A 22,612-nucleotide genomic window follows, 5' to 3' on the forward strand; every position below is an offset into this window, starting at 1 on the left:
TCTGTTTTCTGTCTCTGGTGATGCAAAGGATTTTTATCCTCTCGTGCGTCTGCACCATTCCTGATCACCCAGATCCTGAAAACAAAACAAGCAGCCAGATGCCTTCACAGGTGACGTCTGACTGCCATGTATTCCGCATCTGATGATGCGGTATCGATATGTGTCCAATATTTTCGGGTAATAAGAAACCGGAGAACGCTTCTTAGAGTGATCTCCGGTCAGTAAAAGCTATATATTTATGTGCGACAAACTGGAATTTGTCTGGCGCAGATCTGGCTGTATAACGGGAATCTCCCGGTAGATGAACATTACTCTCCCGTCAGCGCCTTGTACTCCTCGCTTCCCACATCAGCCCATGCGGTTTTACCGCTGTCGGCAATGATTCCGGTAGAATACTCATAGGCATACATATCCAGAATCGCAGCGTCCAAAGAAGACCAGCTTCCGTCGGAGCCTTTATCAGCCTCGTAACAGACATAGAGTCCGCATCTGCCATTCTTCGAATCTCTGTCATACATGAGATAGCGGATTGATGAAGAGTCTTCACTTAAGACAACATAGGAATTGGCTTTTGCATCATATTCCTTCTCGAAACTGTCACCCTGCGCTGCAAAATACGCATTGTAGATCATGCGGTATCCGGTCTCGATCTGCTGCGCAGCGATGTCTTCGGAACTTGAAATGCCATCGGATAAAGCACCATCTCCAGATGAATCTTCCCATGAAGTATCTGATCCGGAATTGTTATCCGGTTCCTGATTGTCCGCTTCCCGCGCTGTCTTCCATTCCTCTTCGCTGATATTGGGATTCGTATCCTCCCCGTCTGTCATCGGCCGCAGGTAATGCAGATAAAAGGGACCTGCGCCTTCATAAAGAAACAAAGTCTCAGTTCCCGCATACGAAGTCACCGAAACCGTATACGTACCATTATCATTTCTGACAAGGTTCGGAACAGTAAAAAGATAAGCCAATGTTACATATCCGATCGCTAGCGTCCCCAGCAGCGCAGCCGTTACCGTCACAATATTCAGGATGACCTTCACGGCCCGCTTTCTGCCGCCTTCGTTCGTTCGGTAAATTCTTAAAATCACGGCGTAGATCAGAATCACAAGCCACAGAATGGCGGTGATATAATACAGATCATTCACCCATGTCCTTAAAACATAAGCGCCGTCCATAACATCTCCAAACAGAGCACCGTCATCAGGTTTATGATAGTCGACGAACACGAATGCCGTCGTCAGCGCTGTTGCGATCATCAACAACACGAAGAGACCGGTCGATGCAGCACTTTTCTGCTTCGTCACATACTGCCTCAGAAACGCATTCAGCTCTGTATTGTCCTTATTGATAATAAATGCCTGTGTATTGGAAATGAAAAGATAGAAAGAGTTCTCTTCCTCAATCACACGATACAACTCGTCATACCGGATCCGGTGATCGGATTTTGCGCTGTGTTCTTCGAAGTAATCTTCATAAAATATAAAATGCCGGGTCAGTCCTCTGGAGATACTTTTTTCATACGCGCTTCTACCTCCATACCTGACTCTGAGCCATAGTAGAAGCGGGATAAGCACCGCCACTGCTATCAGCAAATATCCGGCAATACTATTTGCAATAACAAGGACAGCTTCCGAGATCAGCAGAAGAACTGCCATGATCACAAAACAGCTCCTTGCGACGGCTTTGCCGTTCACTTCGCGGTTCATGGTTTTTACAGCATCCCAGGTAACGGTGCTCTCAGAGGTGAATAAATGCTGTTTATCGTTTTTTTTAGATAACAGTTGGGTATCCGTTAAATCATTCATACACATTTTTTCAAATTGGCTCCCAAAATTCTGATTTATTTTGAACAAACGGACTTTCTTCTTCTGGCGTTTTCGCATCTACATACCGCCACATGATCATATTCAGATCATAATGATGCGTTCTGGCTGCCGCCCACACTCATTTCACTTCCCAGTGACCATATCGTTTCCCACCGACACGCACTATGCGACCAGAATCCGAAAGTATTTTCATAGCTCTTTTTACGGATGGAACGGATACTTTAACACTTTCTGCCAGTTCTTCCTGTGTTAAGGCAGGACTTTCAGTCAACAAAGCAATAATCTTATCAGCCAAAGTATCAGCCAAAGTATCTCTCTGATACTTTGGATCTTTAGTCTGATCTATTAACGCGCTCTGCAAAGCATTAAAATGCAGTCGTATGCCATTTCCGAGCACCTCATACCTTGGAAGATCAGCCCCTATTGCAATACATTCATCGCAAATCTTCTGAATACCACGTCCCCAGCTTTCGATATATCCCATCCGATAGAATACATTTGCAATATCAGGGTTATAAGGAATCGAATCATGCGGCTCCATCAAAGTTTCGGATGTCCAGCCATCCGGCAGGATACATCGATCCTGCCGCTTTTGAATGCCTCTCTGCGAAAAATCTTGAAACTTTCCTCATCCAGATCATCTGCAGAAAGGTTATCGACCGTGACATCTTCCCAGCGGAATCCAGTTTTTCGCATAATAAATTCTGACAATGCAATGCCTGTCAGCTGCTGTTTTGTAGCCCCGCTTCTGTAATGGTATTCGCCATGATAACTTATAGGAAAGCTACTGGGCTCAACCTTTATCTCAATATAATCCAGTCCGTTCTTTGTATGCATGTTAACGTCAGCAATAATGCCTAATCCCGTCTGGATTTTGTTCGGGATATCCTCAAGAAGTTTCTTGGCGTTCTTAACCCCCACAATGCTTCCATCATCGCGGACTCCGATAAAGATCGTTCCTCCCTGCGCATTGGCAAATCCGCATATCCATTTCAGATACTCATCACGCCAAGACTCTTTGTATTCTATATTCTGGCTTTCTGCCATGCGTTTCCTCCTCTGTTAATCAGATACAATGTATCCTGACTGTCCTTCTTAATTCTATCCATCTGCTAAGCTCCATGTTTGAAGATTCCCCACAGATGATCACACCAGTGCCAGATAATCTGAGCTGTACAGCCTGAAAATCTCCTTCTCTGGTTTTGAAATTGATATCTCAGCAAAACCGATACTCGCTTAAGAAATCCAGCCCGCATGGTGTATATTTTTCGATTTTAACGTATCACAGATTCTGCTTCTTCAAAACCCCTAATATCAAATTGCTTTTACATCAGCATTTACCACTACATATTCATCTTCCGGTTTCAATTTCATTTTCCGGTTGAGATATTTCTCAATGTCGAACGTATTTTTCTTGTCATAGTCAGCGGTAAGGCAATAGTTCGGATGCTTTGTCAGATCGTACTTTTCAGACAGGAAAGGCCGGACACCACGTAGCTGCAGAATGCATTTAGACCCATCCAGCACCGCAAGCTCATCGACGGAAAGAAGATCATGTCCCAGCTTCTGGTAATTCAAGCTATGGGATTCCTCACGTCCTCTGCTCTCACCGGTGTTGTAGGTATCAATCGTCTCCTTACCAAGTGCCTGATTCAGCTCCTTCAGTGTCGTCGGTTCTGTTCCACCAAGGAAGATACGGGAATCCATGTTGCCAATGATCGTATCAGCATTATCTTTGTAGATAGCCTTCAGCTGTGACTGTGCCTGCAACACCAGACAAGCTGAGATCTCACGGCTGCGGATCGTTGCCACAAGCTTTTCCAGATTCGGGATCTGACCAATGTTGGCAGCCTCATCAATGAGACACCGCACATGCACCGGCAGGCGTCCTCCGTAGACATCATCCGCCTTCTCACAGAGCAGGTTGAACATCTGCGTGTAGATCATAGCGATCAGAAAGTTAAATGTGGCATCGGTATCCGACATGATCAGAAAAAGAGCCGTTTTCCTATCCCCCAGCGTATCCAGTTTCAGTTCGTCATACATGGTAATATCCCGGACTTCCTGAATGTCAAACGGAGCAAGTCTTGCACCACAGCTGACAAGTATACTTTTCAGTGTCTTGCCGGCAGCCATCTTGAACTTCACATACTGTCTTACTGCAAAATGATTTGGGTTCTTCTCTTTCAGCCGCTCAAAAAGGATATCCACCGGGTTCTGGTACTCTTCATCATCTTCCCGGACATCCATCGAATTGAGCATCTCCAGAAGTGTCGCAAAATTCTGTTCTTCTTCCGGTGCCTCGTAATGAATGTATCCGATCAATGCCGTGTAGAGCAGCGTCTCCGCCTTGGTCCAGAACTCATCCCCGGCTTTCCCTTCTCCTTTCGTATTGGCGATCAGCGCTGTAACGAGCTTCAGGATGTCCTTCTCCGAGTGAATATAGGCAAAGGGATTGTATTTCATCGATTTCCTAAAATTGATCGTATTGAAGACCTTGATGATATACGGTTCCCGGATCACCCTGCCATTCTTATCCTTCAGGGGATTGCCTTTCTCATCCAGCTTCGGCGCACCGTGCAGGAGTGCATTCCCGCATTCCACCAAAACACTGCCTTTCGGATCTGTGATCACATAAGAGCTATGCATCTGGAGAAGATTCGGTTTCAGCCAGAACCGTGTCTTGCCACTTCCAGAACCGCCAACGATCAGGACGTTCTTGTTCCGGGCATTTCCGGGATTCTTCGGGCGGTTGCTCATCATGAGCAGCTCCGTTTTCGTCAGAATTACATTGTTCTGAAAAACCGGATCTTCAAACGGTGCAATATCCTGATGCGTTCCCCACCTTGCCGAGCCATATTCTATATTGTGACGGTACTTCTTCGCGTTCTTACCTCTCATATAGACGGCAAACCGGAACAGACAGGCACAGCAGAGACCTATCAAAAGATCAAGCGGATGCACGCTGGGAAGTGGATTTTCAAATGCCATTCCAAGTGTCGTCATCAATGACGCTGCCCTTTCAGATGCATCCGCTCCCTCCGCAAGCCGCCATGCTTCGCCAAAGTTTGTGCAGATGAGTCCAAAGATGAGATAGGGAATGATCAGGATCAGTTTTTTCCTGCGGTCACCAGCGTTCAATTCCATTCGCCTCCTTCCTGCTCACAGGGAATGCTCCTGTTCCTTGTTTCTCACCTTGTTCGGAATCGCCGCAGCGATTGCCTTCAGCTTCGACAGTTGCTTCAGCAGAGATGGCCTCTCCTTCCGGCGCAGCTGCTTCTGCGTATAATCCTCTACAATCGCTGTCAGCGCATCGGCGTCCTTAGCCTTAAAGAATATTGTGTACTTCGGAGGAATCTGGTTTTTATCCTTGGTCACAGCAAAATCTACGCCGTACTTTCTTGCTGACCGCTCAAAATCCCGGATCCGGCTGTCATCCAGCGGGATAGAGCTGACTCCCTGTTCCTTGCCGATCAGTTCCTTCACCGTCATCTTGCCATGGGGTCCCTCGGCAGCCTTTGACAGGTTCTGACTCTTCGCCTTTGCCCTGTGATTCAGATAGGTTCTGATTCCGGCAATGATGGTATGCCCTGCCAAACGAGTCGTCGTGATCGCAAGGTTAATGGTTCTGTTTTCGATCTCTTCCTGCACTCTGATCACCCCTCCCCGCACGACTGTTTTCCTTCCTGCTCAGCAGCAATGCATATTGATGGAGCCTTGCCCTGTTTCTAATTCTGCTTAGTTCCTCAGCGTACATCTGCAGGTGTCTTTTCATATATCCTCTTCATCCTCCTCAAACTCCTGCAGCATTCGTATTCTGCTGCACAGCTCATCTCCGACATACAGTGAAAGCTGGCTGTATGCGATCATAAGCTCCTCAAAATCATCCGTCATCTGCTCTAGGAGTTCTACGCACCGCTCGGCCGCATCGCGTCTTGCTTCGGCTGCCCTGCTTCTGTTCTGAAAAAACTCTGAAGTTTTCACCTGCATCTCCTCCTTCACAATTCCATTTCGCTTTTATTCCGCAATGCTTTCTCCGGTGGTGCCTTTATGGCCGACTTGTTCGAAGACAGCTCTGTGAGAACGGAGTGTTTGTCTTCTTTCTCACGCAGCTTACGTTCCTTGAACTTTTCTCCAATCTCCAGCTTCCGTTGTGAAGCGTCGAAGTGATAAACGTTATCCGAAAGAAAATCTTCATGGGAAACCTCGGACCGGTTCACGGAACGGACGATCTCCTTCATATCCTCCAGTGCAATAGCCCCGTCATCTTTCAGAAGCAGTACCTCATGAACCGATGAAGGAATCACATAGAAATCACCGCCAAGCTCCTGTGCTGCCTTCCCCATAAAATGGGGATAGAGGATGACGCCTGCACCATTAGCCATGTCCGGCATGGATGCGACGTAGAGATCTGTCGCAGCTCCTTCCTCAACGCCCAGAAAGGAACTGAGCCTCGCCATGCCTGCAGGATAGTTTCTCTCCGATGCAGCAATGGCATCTTTCATGAATTGTTCTCTGTCAATTTCCATTGCATTAAGGGCATTAGCCGTAACAACAAGATTCTTGGTTATCCCTTCGCTCTGCGGCACGAATGCATGTACGATCACGGAGAGATCTTCAACCTCCTTATGGACTGCGGTCTTCAGTAATTCTCTATGTGCTTCCGTCGGTACAAGTGCTATCCGAAGCTGACTCATCAAGCGGCTATATTGTTCTTCACTAACCACTCTTTGCGATGCATTCATTTCTCCGCTATTAGCGCTGATTGTCTGATCTTCGCTATGATTCTTCATATCTTTTGCCTTCATTCATTTTTTCCTTTAAAAAAGAAGCCTCACCCTGAAGGTAAAGCGTCTGTACTAAAAAGTGATGTATTATCGCTCCATGCTGCGATCTCGTTTTTTCATCCACTGATCCAGCAGTTTGAAAATCGTGTCCTCCATTTGCCTTGGCGTGTAGGATTTCGGAAAATATTTCCGAATCTCACTTCCATTTAGAACCAAACGATCCGCAGGATTCTTTTTTTCCTCATCCATCACACTGCGCATGGTGGCCAGGGTGCATTTTCCTTCCTGGCTTGCCTTCTTCAGCCTCTGTGCCTGAGAGAGCGATGGTGAGGTCTGTGCTTCCTCCATCGCCTGCACAAACTCCCTCTGCTCTTCCTTTGGCAGGTAGGAAAGCTCAACGGCAGGATTGAAAGCAATCTTTTTGTCATCGACCAGATCCAGAATCTCCGGGATCAGGTTGTTCAGGCGCATATAGCGCTGAACCTGACGCCCGCTTTCCCCTGTTTCTTTTCCAATCGCATCCGCAACTTTTAACTTGTCGACAACTTGTCGACAAGTTCCATCCTCACCTTTCTGAAGATCCTTCCGCTCTCCCTGATGTTTCAACGCCTCCATCTTCATCTGGTAGGCTTTAGCCCGCTCGCTTGGAAGAATATGTTCTCGCTGGAGGTTGGAATCCACCATGAGAATCGTTGCGGTGTCATCATCCATCTCCCGGATGATCACCGGCATGGTCTCTTTCCCGGCAAGCATGGATGCATACCTTCTGCGATGACCGGAGATCATTTCATACTCACCGTTCTCCATTGGCCGTACAATCGCCGGGACTAGAACACCGTATTCCCGGATACTGTCTGCTGTCTTGCGCATGTCCTCATCGTCAGTCACCTTGAACGGATGATTTTTGAACGGATGGATCTTCTCCAGATTCATCATAATGACATGCTCGCCTGTATCATTTCTGGCTTCATCGGTCTTGAAGATGTCATCGTAGCTGTTCAAGCTGATGTTTGCGCCTTTTCTCGGCATTTCTCAGTACCTCCTTTATCGTCTCCTGATAGGCTTCCGCTACCTTGCCCTTGGGATCATAGGCAAATATGCTTTTTCCTTCTGCACTGATCTCCGCAGCCCGGATGGAACGCGGAATCTCAGAATTAAAGATTCGGATTTTGGATCCATAGGTTGCCCGGATCAGGCTGCTGATGTCCTTTGCGTAATTCGTCCTGCCATCCACCATCGTCAGAAGAATCCCCTCGATCCGCAGCTTCGGATTGATCTGTCTTTTTACCTTGTTGATCGTCTGCAGAAGCTGCTCAAGGCCCTTGGCAGACAGGTAGTTGGCCTGTACCGGGATCAGTGCAGAATCCGCAGCGACGAGCGAATTCACTGTCAGCATCCCCAGACTCGGCATGCAGTCCAGCAGCACATAGTCGTATCTGCCCTTGATCGGTTCAAGAAACTGTTTCAAAACCCTCTCCCGGTTCATCGCATTGACCAGAGCCACCTCCAGTCCTGCCATCGCAATGTTGGATGGGATCAGGTCTACTCCTTCCTGCTGGTGAAGAATGCCCTTTGATATGTCTACGTAGTTGTCATTGATCAGCGACGCAAGCATATCGGCCAATGTCATCTCCAGATCATCCGGCTTCGGATAGCCGAGACAGATCGTCAGCGATGCCTGCGGATCAACATCCACAAGCAGCACCTTCTTCCCGCATCTGGCAAGTCCGATCCCGAGATTCTCCACCGTTGTAGTTTTTGCTGTGCCACCCTTCTGATTGACGACAGCCATTACTGTAGTTTTGTCTTTCATCTGCCTTTCTCGCTTTCTTATCACGTCCCGTACAAATCGTGATTGACCTGTGCCCGGTAGTAGTGGTCAATCGTCAGCGGTGCGTTATACAGCATCGTCAGCATATATGCCCTGATATTGCGGATATCTGAGGTCTGATCACGAAAGCAGTTCAAAATGTATTCCATGTGACTGTAATCCAGCTTCATGATCTGGCTTTTTACCAAAGCTGCCGGCTTATCCTCCCGGTTCACCCGGATTACAGGACTGGTACTGCACATGATGTCCACGCACATGTCTAGTAGCTCGTCCACGGTCTGCGTCTCAAACTGACGATTCTGCTTCAGACTTTCAATTTCCAGCTTTTCCCGGAAGTAATCCTGATATTCCTTTCTCGTTTGCAAAGAATCATGTGATATCCCATCGATCTCATCGTTTCCTGTTCCGTATTGCTCCACAGGTTCCTCGCGCGGGGTAGTATCTGGATAGATAGGATTGATAGGATTCATATTATTAATTTCAGTCTGGTTATTATCAGTCTTATTAGTGTGTGATTCGCACACTTCCAGAGATGTGATATTCACACCCGCAGAAATGTGATTTTCACACTTCTGGACCTCCTCATTTGCTTCAGAAGTGTGATTTTCACACTTCTTGAAATGTGATTCTGAAGTATGGTCTGAACTGCCTGTGGAAAACTTCAGAACATAGGTCAGAGACGGCTTTCCAAGTCCCTGCCGCTTGCGCCTGATCAGTCCTGCCTTTTTCTCCAGCTCACTCAGCAGCTTCACTGCTTTCTGGTTGCCGCACTGCAGATCGCTCATGATGTCTTCCACTGTGTAAATGATGTATGCTCTGTTCTGATCATCAAACCATCCATTTTTCATCGACAGGGACAGGCGATCCAGCATCAGCCCGTATAAAAGTTTTGCTTCAACGGAAACTTCGCGGAATTCTTCGCCGGTGATCAATGTCTTCGGGATCCGGTAGAACAGAAACTGCTCCGCATCTTCCTGTCCGTAGAAATAATCGAATGCCATCGTCTTTCCCTCCTTTCCTGAATTTCTGCAAAGAAAAAGGACGCCAATCTACTGGAAATGCCAGTAAACTAACGTCCTCTAATGACTATGTATATTTGTCTGTTCTGAATCTGGTTTTACATTGCTACTGTAACGAGGTCTAAAGCTATCACCACTGTGATGTACTTTTCCACCCGTTTTCCGCGGTCAGACCAAGCCGTTTTGTCGAAGGTGAAATGTTCGAAAAAGTGCTTGAATTCAGCGATTTCTACGAGTTGGTGCGTGATAGCAACACAATGGTCTCCACGTGGAACGATTTGTATGCATGAATGTCTTAGGCACGGTGTTTATGATAATAGCCCAACATCTGCCTTCTAAAATACATCTCTCGGAAATACTACTTGTAGTGTATTATTCTTTTTCCATTGCGGAGCGGATAGCAGACAGGATGCATGCCTGGGTTGACATGCCATGCGCAGCTGCGTAGTCTTTGATCGCCTGCGCTTCTTCCTTGCGTGGCTGAATTACAATTCGTGTATAGTTTTTCTTGTTCCAATTATCAACCTGTTTCCAATGCTTTTTTCTTTTTTCTTCTTCGTTCGCCATATCTTTTACCCTCAATTGAATTAAAGGTGTACATACCCTCATCGACAAATGTTTTTGAACGATTGTTTTCTAAAGCATTTGAGGTGAATTTATCAACAATTCCAAAATTTTCAGGCGGGTAAAGATAATCCTCACCACTGTCATCAATCAATCTATACCAGCCCTTTTCTATAGAAAGTACCGTATATTCTTTGCCATTTGTTAACGCAAGAAATTCAGTTTTCCCTTTCCATATTACTTTCATACCTTCATTTTTCCATACACCTTGTTGAAAAAGCAAAAAAAATGAGAAGTGTTCTCCGTCCTCCTAATCGAGCTCTCACGAGCGATACCGGTATATGGCAAGGGCGAATAACTTCTCGAAAATCACTATATAGCATCTCAAAAAAAATCAATAAAGGGATTGCTCACCATTGCGCGCGAGCTTTTCGATTGCGTCCCCTTCACGATGTTAAAAGGACCGGAACAAGGAAGCATCGAACAGGAGGCCGGCAAGAAGACTAGAAAGAAATAGCGAATAGAAAACAACCGCCTGCGGAAACGCGGGCGGTTTTCTGATGGATGGAAGGGAGGACAAGATGGGATTCGATGATCCTAGTAAAGGTGTATGGAGATGGATTAATGGGCATGCAGTGTTCATCAAAAACAAAGAGTCAAACCTTAAGAGCGCACTGGAAGAAAAGTACAAACCCAAACACATGGTAATGAGCGGGGTTGACGTGGAGAGCGTAAAAGAGGAGTACCTCAGAAATGCCACTCCGGGAAAAGGAAGATTCATCCGCCAGAGCGGATCGCAGATGTTCACATTCAAGAAACGTAAAAGGGACGAAATCAGCACAGAAACTAAACATGCATTCTGGCTGATCAATACGTTTGGTGGAGATGTCATGCTTCTGAGAGAAAACAAGAGCAAAAAGAATATATACATTTACCCTCCCGGAGCGAAGATGCCAGATCTGCTGTGGCGATTTAATGGAGAAGACGGCTATTGGGATATAAAAGAGCCGACAAAACCAAACAGTGGTGAAGACATTTTCAGACACGGGCTGAAGCAGATTATGGTCCCTTATGGGCAGGCAGGCGGACACCCCGGAGGTTTGCTTATTGACCTTCAAAAAGTAAATGGCGAGAAGTCAATCGAGGGAACAGCCAAATTGGTTGCAAACCAGTTCAGACAGACAAACCTTGAATCGTTAGACGTCATCATCAAAGAGAGCGACTCAGAATTTGAAGTGTTCAGATTCAAGAAATAAAAAATGGTAGCTTTCGTCCCCGAATTTGGTGCTCTTGGAATGGAGGCGTCAACTACCGACACCAACTATATACCATCGTCCAACAAAGAATTCAAGTATCAGATGAGCTCGCCAGCAGGCGGGCTTTTCGATTGCGTCCTCAGCATGACGTTAAAAGGCCTAGAACCAGAAGCATCGAGCAGGAGGACAGTGAAAAACCTGTACTCGCTCGTGCCCATACAGAACAGCTGCGGATGGCCAGTGAAAAACCTGAACAGACAGCCGGAAAAATGATTCAGTGAAGCTCGCAATGACTTCATCTGCATCATTTAAAATTGGCTTAATTTGCAGGTTGGTGATCTAGCCTAATAGGCAAATAGGTCAGTAGTCTTCATATCGCAGATCCTGAAGAAGTCAGAAACGTCATTGAGCACTGTTTTGACCTTCAGCAGTACCTCATCGGCATGCATTCCTGCATACTTCCTTACCATTACCAATAGTGCAGCATATCTGTTGATGTACTTCGTTGCCACTCCTCTGTACCCACGGTTCCATTCATCAATCTTGGAATGGAAGGAGTTAACATTGTTCAGGTGGTCGATGGAAGTATAGGACTTGTGATCACCGAGAACTCGGAATTCGCAGTTCTTCCAAGCAAGTACTTTCTGATAGGCAGTCTTGCCATCAATCCATACAAAGCTATGCTCTGCAAAGTTTGGGCCGATCTTGGCAATGTCTTCTTCCTTCGGAGTAGCCATGTTGGTAGCTCTCAGTACTGCATCTCCTTCTCTCTGGACAGCAGTGACGAGGCATACCTGTTCATCGGAAAGGCCACGCTTTGAGGCTTTCTCTCCTCTGTGGCGCGGCTTAACATCTTCTCGTTTCTCGCCTTTATGGCTGTTCAGAATGTACTTCTCGTCCATCTCTATCTCGTTTGAAACCACTGTTTCGCTGGCAATGGATTCCAGAGCGTGCAGGAACTTCATCCGCATTCTCCAGACAGTATAGGTACTGATGCCAAGATTCTGAGCAGTCGTATGAACCGGAACCTGCTGAAGAGTATCCTTGATCAGCTGATCCCATTTGGAACGATCCTGCTGGGAATAGTAGGTAAGCTGTCCATAGTCGACTACAGTTCTGTGATTGCAGGAATGACATAGAAGCATCTGCTTTCCGGAATTGGCTCTGCCTCCTCTGGTCCAGTTCGGAGTCTCAGAACCGCACTTAGGGCATACCTTGATGCAGTAACTCTGAGAAGTTTTATTCAGGATGGCACAGTTTTCCAGATCAGACAGGAGCTTATCCTTCTGATACTGGTACAGACTTGAGTACATGCTGGTTATTTTCTGAAGATCTTCGGTATCTGACATGGTTTTCTGCCTCTCTCTAAGAGTAGTCTAAGCCGATACCCCATAAGCACTGTACTTATTCTGGTACAGTGCTCAAGAAAATCACCAAGTCGCTAATTAAGCCNTGGTTATTTTCTGAAGATCTTCGGTATCTGACATGGTTTTCTGCCTCTCTCTAAGAGTAGTCTAAGCCGATACCCCATAAGCACTGTACTTATTCTGGTACAGTGCTCAAGAAAATCACCAAGTCGCTAATTAAGCCTTAAAATTTGAACCGTTTTCATTTCATCCTCCAAATGAAAAGCACCCGAAGGTGCTCATTTATACAGCAGGCTCAATTTCGTCGATTTCAGCTTCCAACTGTTTAACCAGCGTGTCCACTGAATCTTTGTCCCAGAAACTTGCGCCAGGATCGTAGTCATATGTGTCTGCCCATTCTTCTTTAGGGCAATATTCAGCACAAATCAGTTCCAATCCAGGTACGTGAACAATATGGAAAACAGCCCCATATTTGTTCTTAAATGTTTTCTCCCCGGTTGCAACATGAATGCGAGGATATTTTTTCTCTAGCCTCTCATTAATCTGGCTCAATATATCCGCCATAATCGACTCCATTCAAATTGTACCATTTCTTAACACCTTGTTTTGTTAATTTGTAGTACGCTCCTCCGTGATGTGAATGCTCTTTTGGATGATAGCGGAATGAGCCGTCGCCGCTAAATAGGACACGAAACACATCATTAGACTCATCAGGATTTTTTTTGTAATACCCCTGCCCTGCACTCGAAAGTACGGTGTATCCTTTGTCGACAAAAATCTGCTTTAACTCCTGAGGACGATAATATTTCAAAACATCATGGTTTTCAATAATTGCAAGATGCAAATTGTTTTTCCCGTATTGATCAATGGATGCTTCAAATATTTTTTGCTCAGGCCTTTTTTCGTAAGGAATTTCATTACTGAAAGCAATAATTTTTTCAGCCTCGTTGTTTGCTGCTTCTCTCCAAACGCCATCTTTCCCTTGCACGGTTAACTTACCTTTCTTTGATTGATAAGTAATTATGCAGCCGCATCCCGGATGGCGTTCGAACATGCCACGTTCGTAAGCAAGCTTGTACGGTACATTGGTTCCACATCTTGCAAGGCACCACTGGCATACTTCCCCTCCGTCCTTATCCGTTGTATGCACTCCTACATCGTCATACTCTCTGGAAACAAGTACTTCAACGCCTGAATTGCTGGCAAAGTCTGCACTTCTGCGTTCGCTGTCATCTGCGTAGCGCTGTGATTGAAGAACAATGTCATACTTCAGCGCATTTAGTCCATCCTTAACATCTTCGTACCCACTCAACCTGCTTGCAAAAAAAGCCGCACTACTTACGTATGCAGCTTTGCTTACTCTACCTTTTTTCCTGTCGCGTAGGCATCGATTGCCTCATGCAAACTCATTTTATTTGCCCCGCCAGTCAGATCGGGATGATCCATTTGTATAGGATCATTTTCCCATCCGCAAACAGGGCAAATGTCATACTCAAACAAGACTGTTTTACCGCATACAGGACATTTATTTGTTTCTTTCATAACCGCCATTATCATTCTCATGAATAAAAGGTTTACTGATAGAACAATCTAGATTTAAAACTTCAGGTTATTTTCTCGAAGAACCAGAGCGAAAGTACATATTGCTAATTATTTAGATTCTTTATGACTGTCTCGATAATCCCGCAGGCATTGTTTTAGAAACTCTGCTTTGTTCGGTATTGAGTGCCAAACTTCAATCAGCTCAGCGCTTTCCGGGTTTGTGTCGTAGAACACAACAGACAATGTTTTTTGATGTGTTGCGTTATATTTTTTGTTGTACTTTGCCTGACTTGGCGGGTATTTTTTATCGGACATTTTTTTCTATCTGCCTCCTTAGATACAGTGCTTCTCTCCATTCCTTGTTTGATTTTAATTTAATTTCTGACGGATAATAACCGGTTTCCAACATTCTATACGCAACGTTTGACAATCTGCAGGTGAAATTTTTCAATTCATCACGGCTAAGGGACGTTTTTTAGTAAATAGGCGTTTTTTTCAGTTCAACGTTACTTTCGGCTCACACCGTCACCTTTGTTCCGGACTTAAATTCAACAATGAATGAACTTTCTGTCTGGACATATACATTCTTGATCAACCGTCTGACCATTACATCATCATATTCATGTACTAATCCCTCCTGTGTCATCAAGAAGCTGATCAAGTCCTGCATGCAGATTTCCTTCCCTTTCACTTCTGCTGACGCCAGCTGCATAGCATTCTTCTGTTCCCTGAGTCGAATGATCTCATTTGCTAGATCATCATAAATTTGGTTGCTCGTATTTCGTTTGAGCAATTCCTGCTGTAACTCCATTAACTTTGCATCAACCTCCGTTGTATCCGCTACCGCACTGGATAGGGTATCCTTTGCGCACTCTTGGAGTTTTGGAATTACCTCTGATTTCTGACCAAGCGTCTGATTGATAGCCTGTACCACCGCAGCCTTCAGCACTTCTTCTTTCACCGTTGGCGCATCACAAGCCACGGGGCCGTGCTCTACCCGAGTGACGCAACGCCAAACGATTGAACGCCTACCATGAATGCTCCATGACATTCTTCGATAGATGTCACCACACTTCGGACAAATCACAATGCTTGAGAGGGCATACTTACTGCTATATACTCGCTTAGATCTTGATTTCCCACTGGACATGTTTACCCGGCGTGCGATCTCTTCCTGAACCATCATGAAGATCTCTTTGGAGATAATTGCAGGTTGGCTTCCCTCGACATAGTACTGTGGAGCAATTCCATTATTTGAAACGCGTTTCTTAGTCAAAAAGTCAACGGTAACAGTTTTTTGGAGAAGGGCATCACCGATATATTTTTCATTTGTGAGCATCTTCTTTACCGTTGAAGGAACCCATTTTTTCTTATGCGCTCCTGTCAAAATCCCATCCGCCATCAGACTGTTGCAGATATCAAGGAGAGAAGATCCTTCAAGGTATTCACGAAATATCCGTTTCACAACCTCCGCCTCAGTCGGGTTGATTACAAGGTTTCCATCTTTATCTTTGTCATATCCAAGGAAGCGGTTTGTGCAAACCTGCACCTTGCCCTGCTGATAACGATACTGAATGCCAAGTCGAACATTCTGCGAAAGCGATTGACTTTCCTGCTGGGCAAGCGAAGCCATGATGGTAAGCAGCACCTCGCCTTTTGCATCCATTGTGTTGATGTTTTCCTTCTCAAAATAAACCGGAATACTCTTTTCCTTCAGCTGCCGGATGTATTTCAGACAATCCAGAGTGTTCCGGGCAAAACGGCTGATTGACTTTGTTATGACCATTTCAATTCTTCCGGCCATACAGTCTTCAATCATACGATTGAATTCTTCTCTCTTTTTGGTGTTCGTACCAGAAATTCCATCATCTGCATAGATACCAGCGAATTCCCAATCCGGATTCTTCTGAATATATTCCGTATAGTGTTCAACCTGTGCCTCATAGGAGGTCGCCTGTTCATCCGTATCGGTAGAAACTCGACAGTATGCAGCTACCTTGAGTCTGGGCTTTTCAGGTTGGTCGGCAGAATGTCGTAGCTGCTTCCTTGCAGGTATTACTGTGATATTAGGCATTTTCTTTCACCGCGCTCCTCACTAAGCTATAGACATATTCGGCCTGTTGGAATGGGTCATCAAAATGCTCTGATCCTTCCTCAATCAAGAAAGCAGTTGGTATCTCACATTTTCTGATCCGTTTCTTCACTTTGGCTTTATTGAGCAGTACATTCCGGCGTTTGTTCTCGTTGGTAATACATTGATATATTTCCTGACTCAAAATCTGCGGATAGTAATCCGTCCCTAAATACTTTTTATTTGTGATCATCCTGCGAACGGAAGAATGTGTCATCTTCAATCCAGCCTCTTTAGCAGCGTTCTCAAGAGATTCACCAGACAGATAGCAGGCACAGATGTATCGGAGCTGTTCTGCTTCTTTTTCATCAATCACCGCTTTCCCATTTTCAATGCGGTATCCAAATGGCGTATGTTTCATATCACACCAGCCTTTCCGTCAATGTCAGTCCGCACTTTAATACAAACTGGGCTTCATCCCGCCTCGGGATAATTACCTTTTCAACGTATTCGCTAAAAGCCTCATTGCTAAATTCTTTGATCATTTCTGATTGTTCCGTGTATTGGATTAGCAAACGCAATTCAGTGACACGATCCATACCATCTCGCACGTTGTGTGTAAGCCGGTCCTGCTCATCAGCGATCTGTTTTGCTTCCTGGATCAACGCATTATTTTCCCGGGCATAGACCGCAGGCTCGAGCAGTCCCTTTGACAGGAGCTGAACCATAGATTGTCTTCGCTGGGTGTTTTTATCCATTCGTTTTTCCAGGGCATCCAGTCGCACAAGCGTTTGCTTGTACTCTGTATTCATCTGCGCTTCCAGAAGCGGATCCAGAATCTGTTCATGCGCAAAAATCAATTTATTCATCATTATGACAAATGCCGCTTTCAGGCTATCCTCCCGGATAAATAACATTGAGCATTTATTCTTTTCTTTCAGATGCGTACTGCAGCACCACGCGATGTACTGACAGGAAGAATCGGAATAATGGATTCTTCGTTTAAACGTGTCTCCGCAGTAACCGCAGATTATTTTTCCGGAAAACACATAGTGATTAAGGAACTTTTCGGTATTACCTTTGAGTCCTTTCTCAGAAGCATTTTCGTCTACAACAGCATTCGCTGCTTTAAACTCTTCATGACTAACGATGGCTTCGTGATGATTTTCCATAAAGAACTGATCTTTTTCACCATGGTTTCTCCGGCGAGTAAAAGTACTATCTGTATACGTTTTCTGGAATAACACGTCGCCTGTATATTTTTCATTCCGAAGGATTGCCAGGATAGTAGAAGAATTCCATATCCCTCCCCTTTTTGTCGGAATACCTTCCGTTTGTAATTCCTGTGCAATTTCAGATGTTGATTTTCCTTGGAGCGTTTCCCGAAAAATACGTTTCACAACACTCGCCTGTTCAGAATTCATCACCATTTTTTCGTCTTTCCAGTCATAGCCGTATGGTGGCGAACTAATTTTGAACTTTCCGTTCATGAATCGATTCCTCACTGACCATTTACTGTTCTGTGAAATGGAAAACGATTCGTCTTCCGCAAGGCTGCTGAGAATACTTAGAAGCAACTCACTTTCCATCGAAGATGTATCGATGTTTTCCTTCTCGAAGTAAATCGGGATGTTCATGCTCTGAAGCTTTCTGACAAGTTCAAGGCAATCTGCGGTGTTTCGGCTAAAACGGCTGATGGATTTCGTGACCACCATGTCTATTTTCCCGTTTTCACAATCTGTGATCATCCGCATCAGAGCCGGCCGCTTCTCTTTATTCAGTCCTGAAATACCTTCGTCGTAATACACTTCGACAAGTTCCCAATCCGGATTCTTGCTGATGAAATCCTTATAGTGGTTTTTCTGCATTTCCAAGCTCACAAGCTGTGCTTCCTGTGCAGTCGATACTCGGCAATAAGCAGCCACACGTTTCTTCCTAACGGCCTTCACCGAGGGATTCTCATCGATCTTTGTTATCTTTTTCATCGTCTCGTACCTCCTTTCGCATGGTCATATTCCCGTAGGTTTCAACACATAGCAACTGATTTACGGCAATAAATCCGCTAAGAACGTGGAGAATTCTTTAGCAAGACTTCTGCGTATTTTGTTCACTTTTTGCTTTGGAATGATTCCTATTCCCGCCATTTTCCCAATCAGTTTGTCGGCAATCATAAAATCGTACTCATGTTGCAGCTGCTCGTCCGTCATCGGTTTTATTTCCGGACATTTCTCTACCACTGGGCCATTGATTTTTTTAACCTGCATATTTACTTTCCTTTCGAGGTTACTCGGCATATTCCCTCTAAATCCCAGTCAAGAAAACGTAATGATTGTTAACTCCAAGTTCAGCGCAAGCATAAAAAAAACTGTCAGAATCCCGAACTGAGATTCCAACAGCCTTATTTCATCGTTCCTCCGACTGTAACGGTTTTGTCTTGAGCAGATCATATAACCGCGTACCGGTTCCGTTACCGCCCAAAGCGTGGTAGGCATGGTACATCTGCTCGATCTCGGACCATGTCTTGGACGGAATCGACTCCGCAGATTCATACTGGGTGTAAAAGGAAAAAAGACGGTCATGCAGCAGTGCCCGCACCCCGTCTTCTAATGCCTTTAACTGCTTGTCGCTTTCCTGTTCCTTCCGATGCTGGGATTCCGCCATCGCGCGAAGGGACGCAATCAGCCATCCGGCAAATCCGGAAATCAGCGCCGTCAGAAACGTCTGCCAAAGTGCTTCCATCACTCACCGGCTTTCCAGTCCGATAACCGGGAATAGAACTCATAGAAGTAGTTCGTACCACGGCTCAGGGCGATTGCAGTGATGGCCATACCGACCATCGGATAGCTTTCTTCCAGGCCTGCCGCCCCCAGAACGTTCAGCTGAAGGTCGAAAACCAGCAGAAAACTGCAGGCGAGAGAGATGATCACGGGCCACTGAATCTGCTTGTCTGTGATGACGGTTCTTCCCCAGCTGATGATGCCCTCAATGGCGATTGCCGCCGCAAGATAACTCTGAATGTTCATGTTCAATTTCCTCCTTTTAAGAGCTCGTTCACTCTTTCCTGAACCAGTGCATAAGAAAAGCCGGCGGTTGTCAGGCGCTGCTTGCGTTCCGCGCCATTGCCCCATTTGCCGGCGATCACCTTTCTGGCGATCAAATCAATATCATTGTTCTCTTGTTCGTATCCTTTCCATCGCAGTGCGCCAAGCACCCCGGTAAAGGGAATCCGCTTCAGTTCGAAGACGTGGGTTTTGCTGCCCTGACGCATACCGAAGCATTTGCCATGATAGTACATGGCAATGTGGCTGCTGGGGCAGGGCTGTTTTCCATCCTTTGGCCAGATCACCCAGTCGCCATCCTGAAACTGCGCCGGATCGGTGATGAAGTCGAATTCCTTTGCATGTTCTTTCCGGTAGTACCAGTAGCCATCTGCCCAGCCGTTTTTCGTCGGCCATTCATAGCCAAGCACCTCATGGCACCATTGCTTGAAGGCATCGACGCACCAGAACCCGTTTCCATCCCGGTCGATCCGTTTCCCGTTCCACTCCGCATAGAACTGGTCCGGGGTCACTTTTACTTTGGAAATGGAGCTGCCAGCACTCTGTTCTTCACCGGTATATGGATCGTCGATCCAGAAGTGCGTACTGCCGCCGCCATCAAGATCAAAGGCGGTATACGCTCCAAGATCCCGCATCAGATAGGCTCGTGTCAGATGGTCCAGACCCTTGCCGGTGTTCACTGCAAGCAGCCAGTCGCCATCCTTGGTGATACCGAGCATCGCCACGCATTCCTTCTGGTGATACCGGCCGTTTTCCGCACCGACCGAGCAATCCACCTGCCCGTCCAGCATCAGTGACTGGCCAGCGCCTAAGGCCCAGTACATCGAACCAAGCAGCGGTAAAAACTCGTCCTGCCATGCGTCCTTCCAGTGCAGGGAGTAACCGTCAGAATAAATCGTCGGATAACCTTTGCCTTTGGCGGGGTAACAGATATAACCACGGTGGCGTTCCCAGTCCTTTGACCAGTTATGTAAGAGAGCCCCAACCGGACGGCCATAGGTGAGAGCTGACGGATGGTTGTCGAAGTAACCGCCGGAAAGCTGAACAGCAATCGAGAATCCCTGCTCCACAAACCAGCTGTTGCGGATATCCGTCAGAAACTGCGGTTTGTCACCGGCGTAATCCAGCGTGAGAACCGTGTCGGCACTGGGGTGGACCAAAGCGTAATGCACCGTGCTTCCAGCGTATTCCAAAGTTCCATACCGGATATCCGGCTTTGTGCCGCTGCGTACATAGACATTGAAGGCATCCGTGATCTTACGCAGACACGAATGCCCGTTGTTCTGATTGATTAACATCTTCTTCTCCTAACTTTTGATCACGACGACGGTTACCGGAACCGCGGTTGACGGCTTTGACTTGGCATAGATAGTGACCGTCCCGGAGCCGGCAATCGGCGTGGGATAGAAAATATCGCTGGTTGCGTAGTCCACGGTTGCGCCGCTCATCCAGTTTGTGAACTTGCCATATCGTACGATCACAAACTCCGAACCGGTAACGTCAGTTGCGCTGACTTCCGCCTTCCACGTATATCCGGTATAGGGCGTTGAAGACTGCTCTGCCCATGAGGACGGGTAGATACTTGTAGAAACGATGGAAGGCTTGACCGCGAAAACGGACTTCAGCTTCGAAATCAGGTGCTTTAAGCCGATCCGGTCAAGATAGAGCACCTCGCCCGTTGGAATCAGATTCACGGTGACATTAAATGTGTAAATGCCCTGCATGTAATCGTAGCTGGATGAATCCGATTCCTGTAAAACCACGGCTTTCAATGCGTCCGCCGTATAGGTTTTGTTGTTGTAGAGAAAGGACTCCAGCTGATATCCCGGCTCCGGGGTGATGGTAGGAATGCACTTCTCTAACGTATCACCGATCGTTGCATAGAAAGCTTTGCTGGAAAGAACAGCCGCATCATCCGGAGAGACCGTCCATTTGACATAAGCCTGATTTGAGGATCCTTCAGCCATCCGGGCACCTCCTTATCCAACCAGCGAGTCGATATCCGAGTTGGTAATCGCCTTCAGGTCCGCCGCAAGCAGATAACCAGACAGGTCGATGTCGGTATTGCCGATCTTTTCAAACGCATCGGAATACCAGATGTATTCGTCAAAAACATCCTGTGTTCCATGGTTGTGCGCAACAAGATAAATCACGCCAGTGCTTCCGGTTGCGGGAAGTGTGTCCACTTTCTGATAGCTGAGCTGGGTCAGGCCGCCGATCGCGGTCTGGATCGCCTGATTCGTCTCTGTCTTTGTGTAGGCATCCGTGATTCCGTAACCAGAAAGCGAGGATGAAGTAATATTGACTGCTTTCGATGCGTCTGGGTTAAGAGTAGTACCGTTCAGTTTGATCACTTCGATTGTATTCGGCTGGCCTCCTTCAGCACTCAGCGCCTGCACCTGTGTCACCGCCTGATCATAGGATGCCTTCAACGAGTCCGTCAGGTCGTTGGCGGACAGTCCCTTGCCGCTCACCTTATCCACCTTGGAATCAAGATCGGTTTTCAATGCAAAAAGGGACCGGATCTTCTGCCAGACATACAGCAGTCCGTCCTTATCGAGATATTCTTTTGCCATTGGTTCCTCCTGTTATTTCAGAATGTGTTCGAGGGTAATGTTGCTGATGGAATTAAGTTCAAGATCCGGATTGCCCGAGAGATAGTCCTTCATCGCTTCTTCCGCCATCGCGGGTACCCGTTTGACCTTTTCTTCGAGTGTCGCCCGAAACTGCTCAAACTCCGTCGGTACAAAGTCCTCTGTCAGCTCCTGCGCGTTGATGGAATCCCTCACCTGCACGGGCAGGGTATTGGACTTTACGATCACTTCCGATTCCCGGTACAGCACAACCTGAAGGCGCGTGGTTCCCGCTTTTCCAAGCATCCCGGCGGTGACGGAAAGAGTCAGTGCTTTCGCCGCCGGATCACTGGTTAATAACGCCTGACTTCGCTTTCCGTCCTGCTCGATGTCGAGATAATAGGTACTATCTGCCTGTAACGATTCGCAACGGATCGTTACCACAGCCGCCTTGTTTTCCGCTTCATACCCAAATAGCGGATACAACTCGCTGGAAGAAAGCACGAAGTCCTTGGAAAGATCCAGAATCATTTCGTTTCCTCGTCCGGCGGGACAGTCTGCTCTTCGGCGGCACGCAGCGAGGCTGTTAAACCGTTCAGGATCAGCTCCAGAACAACCGGCGGCAGACCGCTCTCATTCAATACTTCGATCAGTTTGCTTTCCGTTTCCCGGACGCGTTTGGTTACTTCATCCATATTGTTTTTCTCCTGTTTG

The 22,612-nt window shown here is 46.5% G+C and carries 28 protein-coding genes; 1 reads left to right on the forward strand and 27 read right to left on the reverse strand.

Translation table 11 applies throughout. The features are described 5' to 3' along the window. Positions 1-308: 308 nt before the first annotated feature. The 11 genes from C1714_RS12470 to C1714_RS12520 form a co-directional block, all read right to left on the reverse strand. Positions 309-1,658, reverse strand: a complete 1,350-nt coding sequence (locus C1714_RS12470; RefSeq protein WP_167850064.1) for a YcxB family protein — start codon at positions 1,656-1,658, stop codon at positions 309-311. Positions 1,659-1,947: 289 nt separating this feature from the next. Next, complete coding sequence (locus tag C1714_RS14490) at positions 1,948-2,370, reverse strand: ATP-binding protein (RefSeq protein WP_245305136.1); 423 nt, start codon at positions 2,368-2,370, stop codon at positions 1,948-1,950. Next, positions 2,370-2,876: an AlbA family DNA-binding domain-containing protein gene (locus C1714_RS14495; protein ID WP_245305137.1), complete on the reverse strand. Its 507-nt coding sequence runs from the start codon at positions 2,874-2,876 to the stop codon at positions 2,370-2,372. The genes C1714_RS14490 and C1714_RS14495 overlap by 1 nt, the downstream gene beginning before the upstream one ends. 267 nt (positions 2,877-3,143) lie before the next feature. Continuing rightward, positions 3,144-4,976 (reverse strand): VirD4-like conjugal transfer protein, CD1115 family, encoded by a 1,833-nt coding sequence (locus tag C1714_RS12480; protein ID WP_102343536.1) that lies wholly within the window; start codon positions 4,974-4,976, stop codon positions 3,144-3,146. A gap of 15 nt (positions 4,977-4,991) precedes the next feature. Beyond that, entirely contained in the window at positions 4,992-5,489 is a 498-nt protein-coding gene (locus C1714_RS12485; RefSeq protein ID WP_245305138.1) for a PcfB family protein, read from the reverse strand. A 111-nt stretch (positions 5,490-5,600) separates the two neighbouring features. After that, positions 5,601-5,813, reverse strand: a complete 213-nt coding sequence (locus C1714_RS12490) for a hypothetical protein (protein WP_135567947.1) — start codon at positions 5,811-5,813, stop codon at positions 5,601-5,603. A gap of 14 nt (positions 5,814-5,827) precedes the next feature. Continuing rightward, positions 5,828-6,637: a DUF5688 family protein gene (locus C1714_RS12495; RefSeq protein WP_102343539.1), complete on the reverse strand. Its 810-nt coding sequence runs from the start codon at positions 6,635-6,637 to the stop codon at positions 5,828-5,830. 66 nt (positions 6,638-6,703) lie between these two features. After that, positions 6,704-7,645: a ParB/RepB/Spo0J family partition protein gene (locus tag C1714_RS12500; RefSeq protein WP_102343540.1), complete on the reverse strand. Its 942-nt coding sequence runs from the start codon at positions 7,643-7,645 to the stop codon at positions 6,704-6,706. Next, positions 7,602-8,429, reverse strand: a complete 828-nt coding sequence (locus C1714_RS12505; protein WP_102343541.1) for a ParA family protein — start codon at positions 8,427-8,429, stop codon at positions 7,602-7,604. The genes C1714_RS12500 and C1714_RS12505 overlap by 44 nt, the downstream gene beginning before the upstream one ends. Before the next feature lie 20 nt (positions 8,430-8,449). Then, complete coding sequence (locus tag C1714_RS12510; protein WP_102343542.1) at positions 8,450-9,448, reverse strand: DUF6017 domain-containing protein; 999 nt, start codon at positions 9,446-9,448, stop codon at positions 8,450-8,452. 538 nt (positions 9,449-9,986) lie between these two features. Further along, on the reverse strand, positions 9,987-10,277 hold the full coding sequence (locus C1714_RS12520) for a hypothetical protein (protein WP_135567948.1): 291 nt from the start codon (positions 10,275-10,277) through the stop codon (positions 9,987-9,989). Between the two features lie 334 nt (positions 10,278-10,611). Between C1714_RS12520 and C1714_RS12525 the strand changes: the two genes are divergently transcribed. Continuing rightward, the gene (locus C1714_RS12525; protein ID WP_135567949.1) at positions 10,612-11,286 is read left to right on the forward strand and encodes a hypothetical protein; all 675 of its coding nucleotides are present in this window, start codon (positions 10,612-10,614) and stop codon (positions 11,284-11,286) included. Between the two features lie 344 nt (positions 11,287-11,630). On the opposite strand, the gene C1714_RS12535 is transcribed toward C1714_RS12525, so the two are convergent. The 16 genes from C1714_RS12535 to C1714_RS14140 all read right to left on the reverse strand — a co-directional run bounded on the left by C1714_RS12535 (position 11,631) and on the right by C1714_RS14140 (position 22,593). Continuing rightward, the gene (locus tag C1714_RS12535; protein WP_102342037.1) at positions 11,631-12,635 is read right to left on the reverse strand and encodes an IS1595 family transposase; all 1,005 of its coding nucleotides are present in this window, start codon (positions 12,633-12,635) and stop codon (positions 11,631-11,633) included. Between the two features lie 300 nt (positions 12,636-12,935). Beyond that, a complete protein-coding gene (locus tag C1714_RS12540) occupies positions 12,936-13,217 on the reverse strand; it encodes a hypothetical protein (protein WP_102343547.1) in 282 nt (93 codons plus the stop codon). After that, complete coding sequence (locus tag C1714_RS12545) at positions 13,192-13,965, reverse strand: hypothetical protein (RefSeq protein ID WP_102343548.1); 774 nt, start codon at positions 13,963-13,965, stop codon at positions 13,192-13,194. Before C1714_RS12545 ends, C1714_RS12540 begins: the two co-directional genes overlap by 26 nt. Before the next feature lie 44 nt (positions 13,966-14,009). Further along, on the reverse strand, positions 14,010-14,195 hold the full coding sequence (locus C1714_RS12550; protein WP_102343687.1) for a CPCC family cysteine-rich protein: 186 nt from the start codon (positions 14,193-14,195) through the stop codon (positions 14,010-14,012). A gap of 108 nt (positions 14,196-14,303) precedes the next feature. Further along, positions 14,304-14,510, reverse strand: coding sequence for a hypothetical protein (locus C1714_RS12555; protein WP_102343549.1), 207 nt, complete (start codon positions 14,508-14,510; stop codon positions 14,304-14,306). A 202-nt stretch (positions 14,511-14,712) separates the two neighbouring features. After that, on the reverse strand, positions 14,713-16,269 hold the full coding sequence (locus tag C1714_RS12560; protein ID WP_102343550.1) for a recombinase family protein: 1,557 nt from the start codon (positions 16,267-16,269) through the stop codon (positions 14,713-14,715). Beyond that, on the reverse strand, positions 16,262-16,687 hold the full coding sequence (locus tag C1714_RS12565; RefSeq protein ID WP_102343551.1) for a serine integrase family protein: 426 nt from the start codon (positions 16,685-16,687) through the stop codon (positions 16,262-16,264). Before C1714_RS12565 ends, C1714_RS12560 begins: the two co-directional genes overlap by 8 nt. Position 16,688: 1 nt before the next feature. Beyond that, positions 16,689-18,251, reverse strand: a complete 1,563-nt coding sequence (locus tag C1714_RS12570) for a recombinase family protein (RefSeq protein ID WP_102343552.1) — start codon at positions 18,249-18,251, stop codon at positions 16,689-16,691. A gap of 60 nt (positions 18,252-18,311) precedes the next feature. Beyond that, positions 18,312-18,530 (reverse strand): hypothetical protein, encoded by a 219-nt coding sequence (locus tag C1714_RS12575; protein ID WP_102343553.1) that lies wholly within the window; start codon positions 18,528-18,530, stop codon positions 18,312-18,314. 139 nt (positions 18,531-18,669) lie between these two features. Beyond that, a complete protein-coding gene (locus C1714_RS14135) occupies positions 18,670-19,008 on the reverse strand; it encodes a hypothetical protein (RefSeq protein WP_167850065.1) in 339 nt (112 codons plus the stop codon). Beyond that, entirely contained in the window at positions 19,005-19,289 is a 285-nt protein-coding gene (locus tag C1714_RS12585) for a hypothetical protein (RefSeq protein WP_102343555.1), read from the reverse strand. The genes C1714_RS14135 and C1714_RS12585 overlap by 4 nt, the downstream gene beginning before the upstream one ends. Positions 19,290-19,291: 2 nt before the next feature. After that, complete coding sequence (locus tag C1714_RS14500) at positions 19,292-20,623, reverse strand: phosphodiester glycosidase family protein (RefSeq protein ID WP_245305139.1); 1,332 nt, start codon at positions 20,621-20,623, stop codon at positions 19,292-19,294. A gap of 9 nt (positions 20,624-20,632) precedes the next feature. Further along, positions 20,633-21,292 carry a hypothetical protein gene (locus C1714_RS12595; protein WP_102343556.1) on the reverse strand — a complete coding sequence of 220 codons (660 nt, stop codon included), beginning with the start codon at positions 21,290-21,292 and terminating at the stop codon, positions 20,633-20,635. A 12-nt stretch (positions 21,293-21,304) separates the two neighbouring features. Continuing rightward, positions 21,305-21,901 (reverse strand): hypothetical protein, encoded by a 597-nt coding sequence (locus C1714_RS12600; RefSeq protein WP_102343557.1) that lies wholly within the window; start codon positions 21,899-21,901, stop codon positions 21,305-21,307. 12 nt (positions 21,902-21,913) lie between these two features. Further along, on the reverse strand, positions 21,914-22,429 hold the full coding sequence (locus tag C1714_RS12605) for a hypothetical protein (protein ID WP_102343558.1): 516 nt from the start codon (positions 22,427-22,429) through the stop codon (positions 21,914-21,916). Next, on the reverse strand, positions 22,426-22,593 hold the full coding sequence (locus tag C1714_RS14140) for a hypothetical protein (protein WP_167850066.1): 168 nt from the start codon (positions 22,591-22,593) through the stop codon (positions 22,426-22,428). The genes C1714_RS12605 and C1714_RS14140 overlap by 4 nt, the downstream gene beginning before the upstream one ends. Positions 22,594-22,612: the final 19 nt, after the last annotated feature.

Source organism: Galactobacillus timonensis (genome assembly GCF_900240265.1).
GTDB lineage: Bacteria > Bacillota_I > Bacilli_A > Erysipelotrichales > Erysipelotrichaceae > Bulleidia > Bulleidia timonensis.

Coding starts and splice junctions, on each gene's coding strand:
- C1714_RS12595 (WP_102343556.1), bottom strand. CDS start 21,292: ATGGCTGAAGGATCCTCAAATCAGGCTTATGTCAAATGGACGGTCTCT.
- C1714_RS14495 (WP_245305137.1), bottom strand. CDS start 2,876: ATGGCAGAAAGCCAGAATATAGAATACAAAGAGTCTTGGCGTGATGAG.
- C1714_RS12535 (WP_102342037.1), bottom strand. CDS start 12,635: ATGTCAGATACCGAAGATCTTCAGAAAATAACCAGCATGTACTCAAGT.
- C1714_RS12540 (WP_102343547.1), bottom strand. CDS start 13,217: ATGGCGGATATATTGAGCCAGATTAATGAGAGGCTAGAGAAAAAATAT.
- C1714_RS12605 (WP_102343558.1), bottom strand. CDS start 22,429: ATGATTCTGGATCTTTCCAAGGACTTCGTGCTTTCTTCCAGCGAGTTG.
- C1714_RS12495 (WP_102343539.1), bottom strand. CDS start 6,637: ATGAAGGCAAAAGATATGAAGAATCATAGCGAAGATCAGACAATCAGC.
- C1714_RS12600 (WP_102343557.1), bottom strand. CDS start 21,901: ATGGCAAAAGAATATCTCGATAAGGACGGACTGCTGTATGTCTGGCAG.
- C1714_RS12570 (WP_102343552.1), bottom strand. CDS start 18,251: ATGAAAAAGATAACAAAGATCGATGAGAATCCCTCGGTGAAGGCCGTT.
- C1714_RS12575 (WP_102343553.1), bottom strand. CDS start 18,530: ATGCAGGTTAAAAAAATCAATGGCCCAGTGGTAGAGAAATGTCCGGAA.
- C1714_RS12560 (WP_102343550.1), bottom strand. CDS start 16,269: ATGCCTAATATCACAGTAATACCTGCAAGGAAGCAGCTACGACATTCT.
- C1714_RS12565 (WP_102343551.1), bottom strand. CDS start 16,687: ATGAAACATACGCCATTTGGATACCGCATTGAAAATGGGAAAGCGGTG.
- C1714_RS12510 (WP_102343542.1), bottom strand. CDS start 9,448: ATGGCATTCGATTATTTCTACGGACAGGAAGATGCGGAGCAGTTTCTG.
- C1714_RS12525 (WP_135567949.1), top strand. CDS start 10,612: ATGGGATTCGATGATCCTAGTAAAGGTGTATGGAGATGGATTAATGGG.
- C1714_RS14490 (WP_245305136.1), bottom strand. CDS start 2,370: ATGGAGCCGCATGATTCGATTCCTTATAACCCTGATATTGCAAATGTA.
- C1714_RS14140 (WP_167850066.1), bottom strand. CDS start 22,593: ATGGATGAAGTAACCAAACGCGTCCGGGAAACGGAAAGCAAACTGATC.
- C1714_RS12550 (WP_102343687.1), bottom strand. CDS start 14,195: ATGAAAGAAACAAATAAATGTCCTGTATGCGGTAAAACAGTCTTGTTT.
- C1714_RS12505 (WP_102343541.1), bottom strand. CDS start 8,429: ATGAAAGACAAAACTACAGTAATGGCTGTCGTCAATCAGAAGGGTGGC.
- C1714_RS12555 (WP_102343549.1), bottom strand. CDS start 14,510: ATGTCCGATAAAAAATACCCGCCAAGTCAGGCAAAGTACAACAAAAAA.
- C1714_RS12480 (WP_102343536.1), bottom strand. CDS start 4,976: ATGGAATTGAACGCTGGTGACCGCAGGAAAAAACTGATCCTGATCATT.
- C1714_RS12500 (WP_102343540.1), bottom strand. CDS start 7,645: ATGCCGAGAAAAGGCGCAAACATCAGCTTGAACAGCTACGATGACATC.
- C1714_RS12520 (WP_135567948.1), bottom strand. CDS start 10,277: ATGAAAGTAATATGGAAAGGGAAAACTGAATTTCTTGCGTTAACAAAT.
- C1714_RS14500 (WP_245305139.1), bottom strand. CDS start 20,623: ATGTTAATCAATCAGAACAACGGGCATTCGTGTCTGCGTAAGATCACG.
- C1714_RS12470 (WP_167850064.1), bottom strand. CDS start 1,658: ATGGCAGTTCTTCTGCTGATCTCGGAAGCTGTCCTTGTTATTGCAAAT.
- C1714_RS12585 (WP_102343555.1), bottom strand. CDS start 19,289: ATGAACATTCAGAGTTATCTTGCGGCGGCAATCGCCATTGAGGGCATC.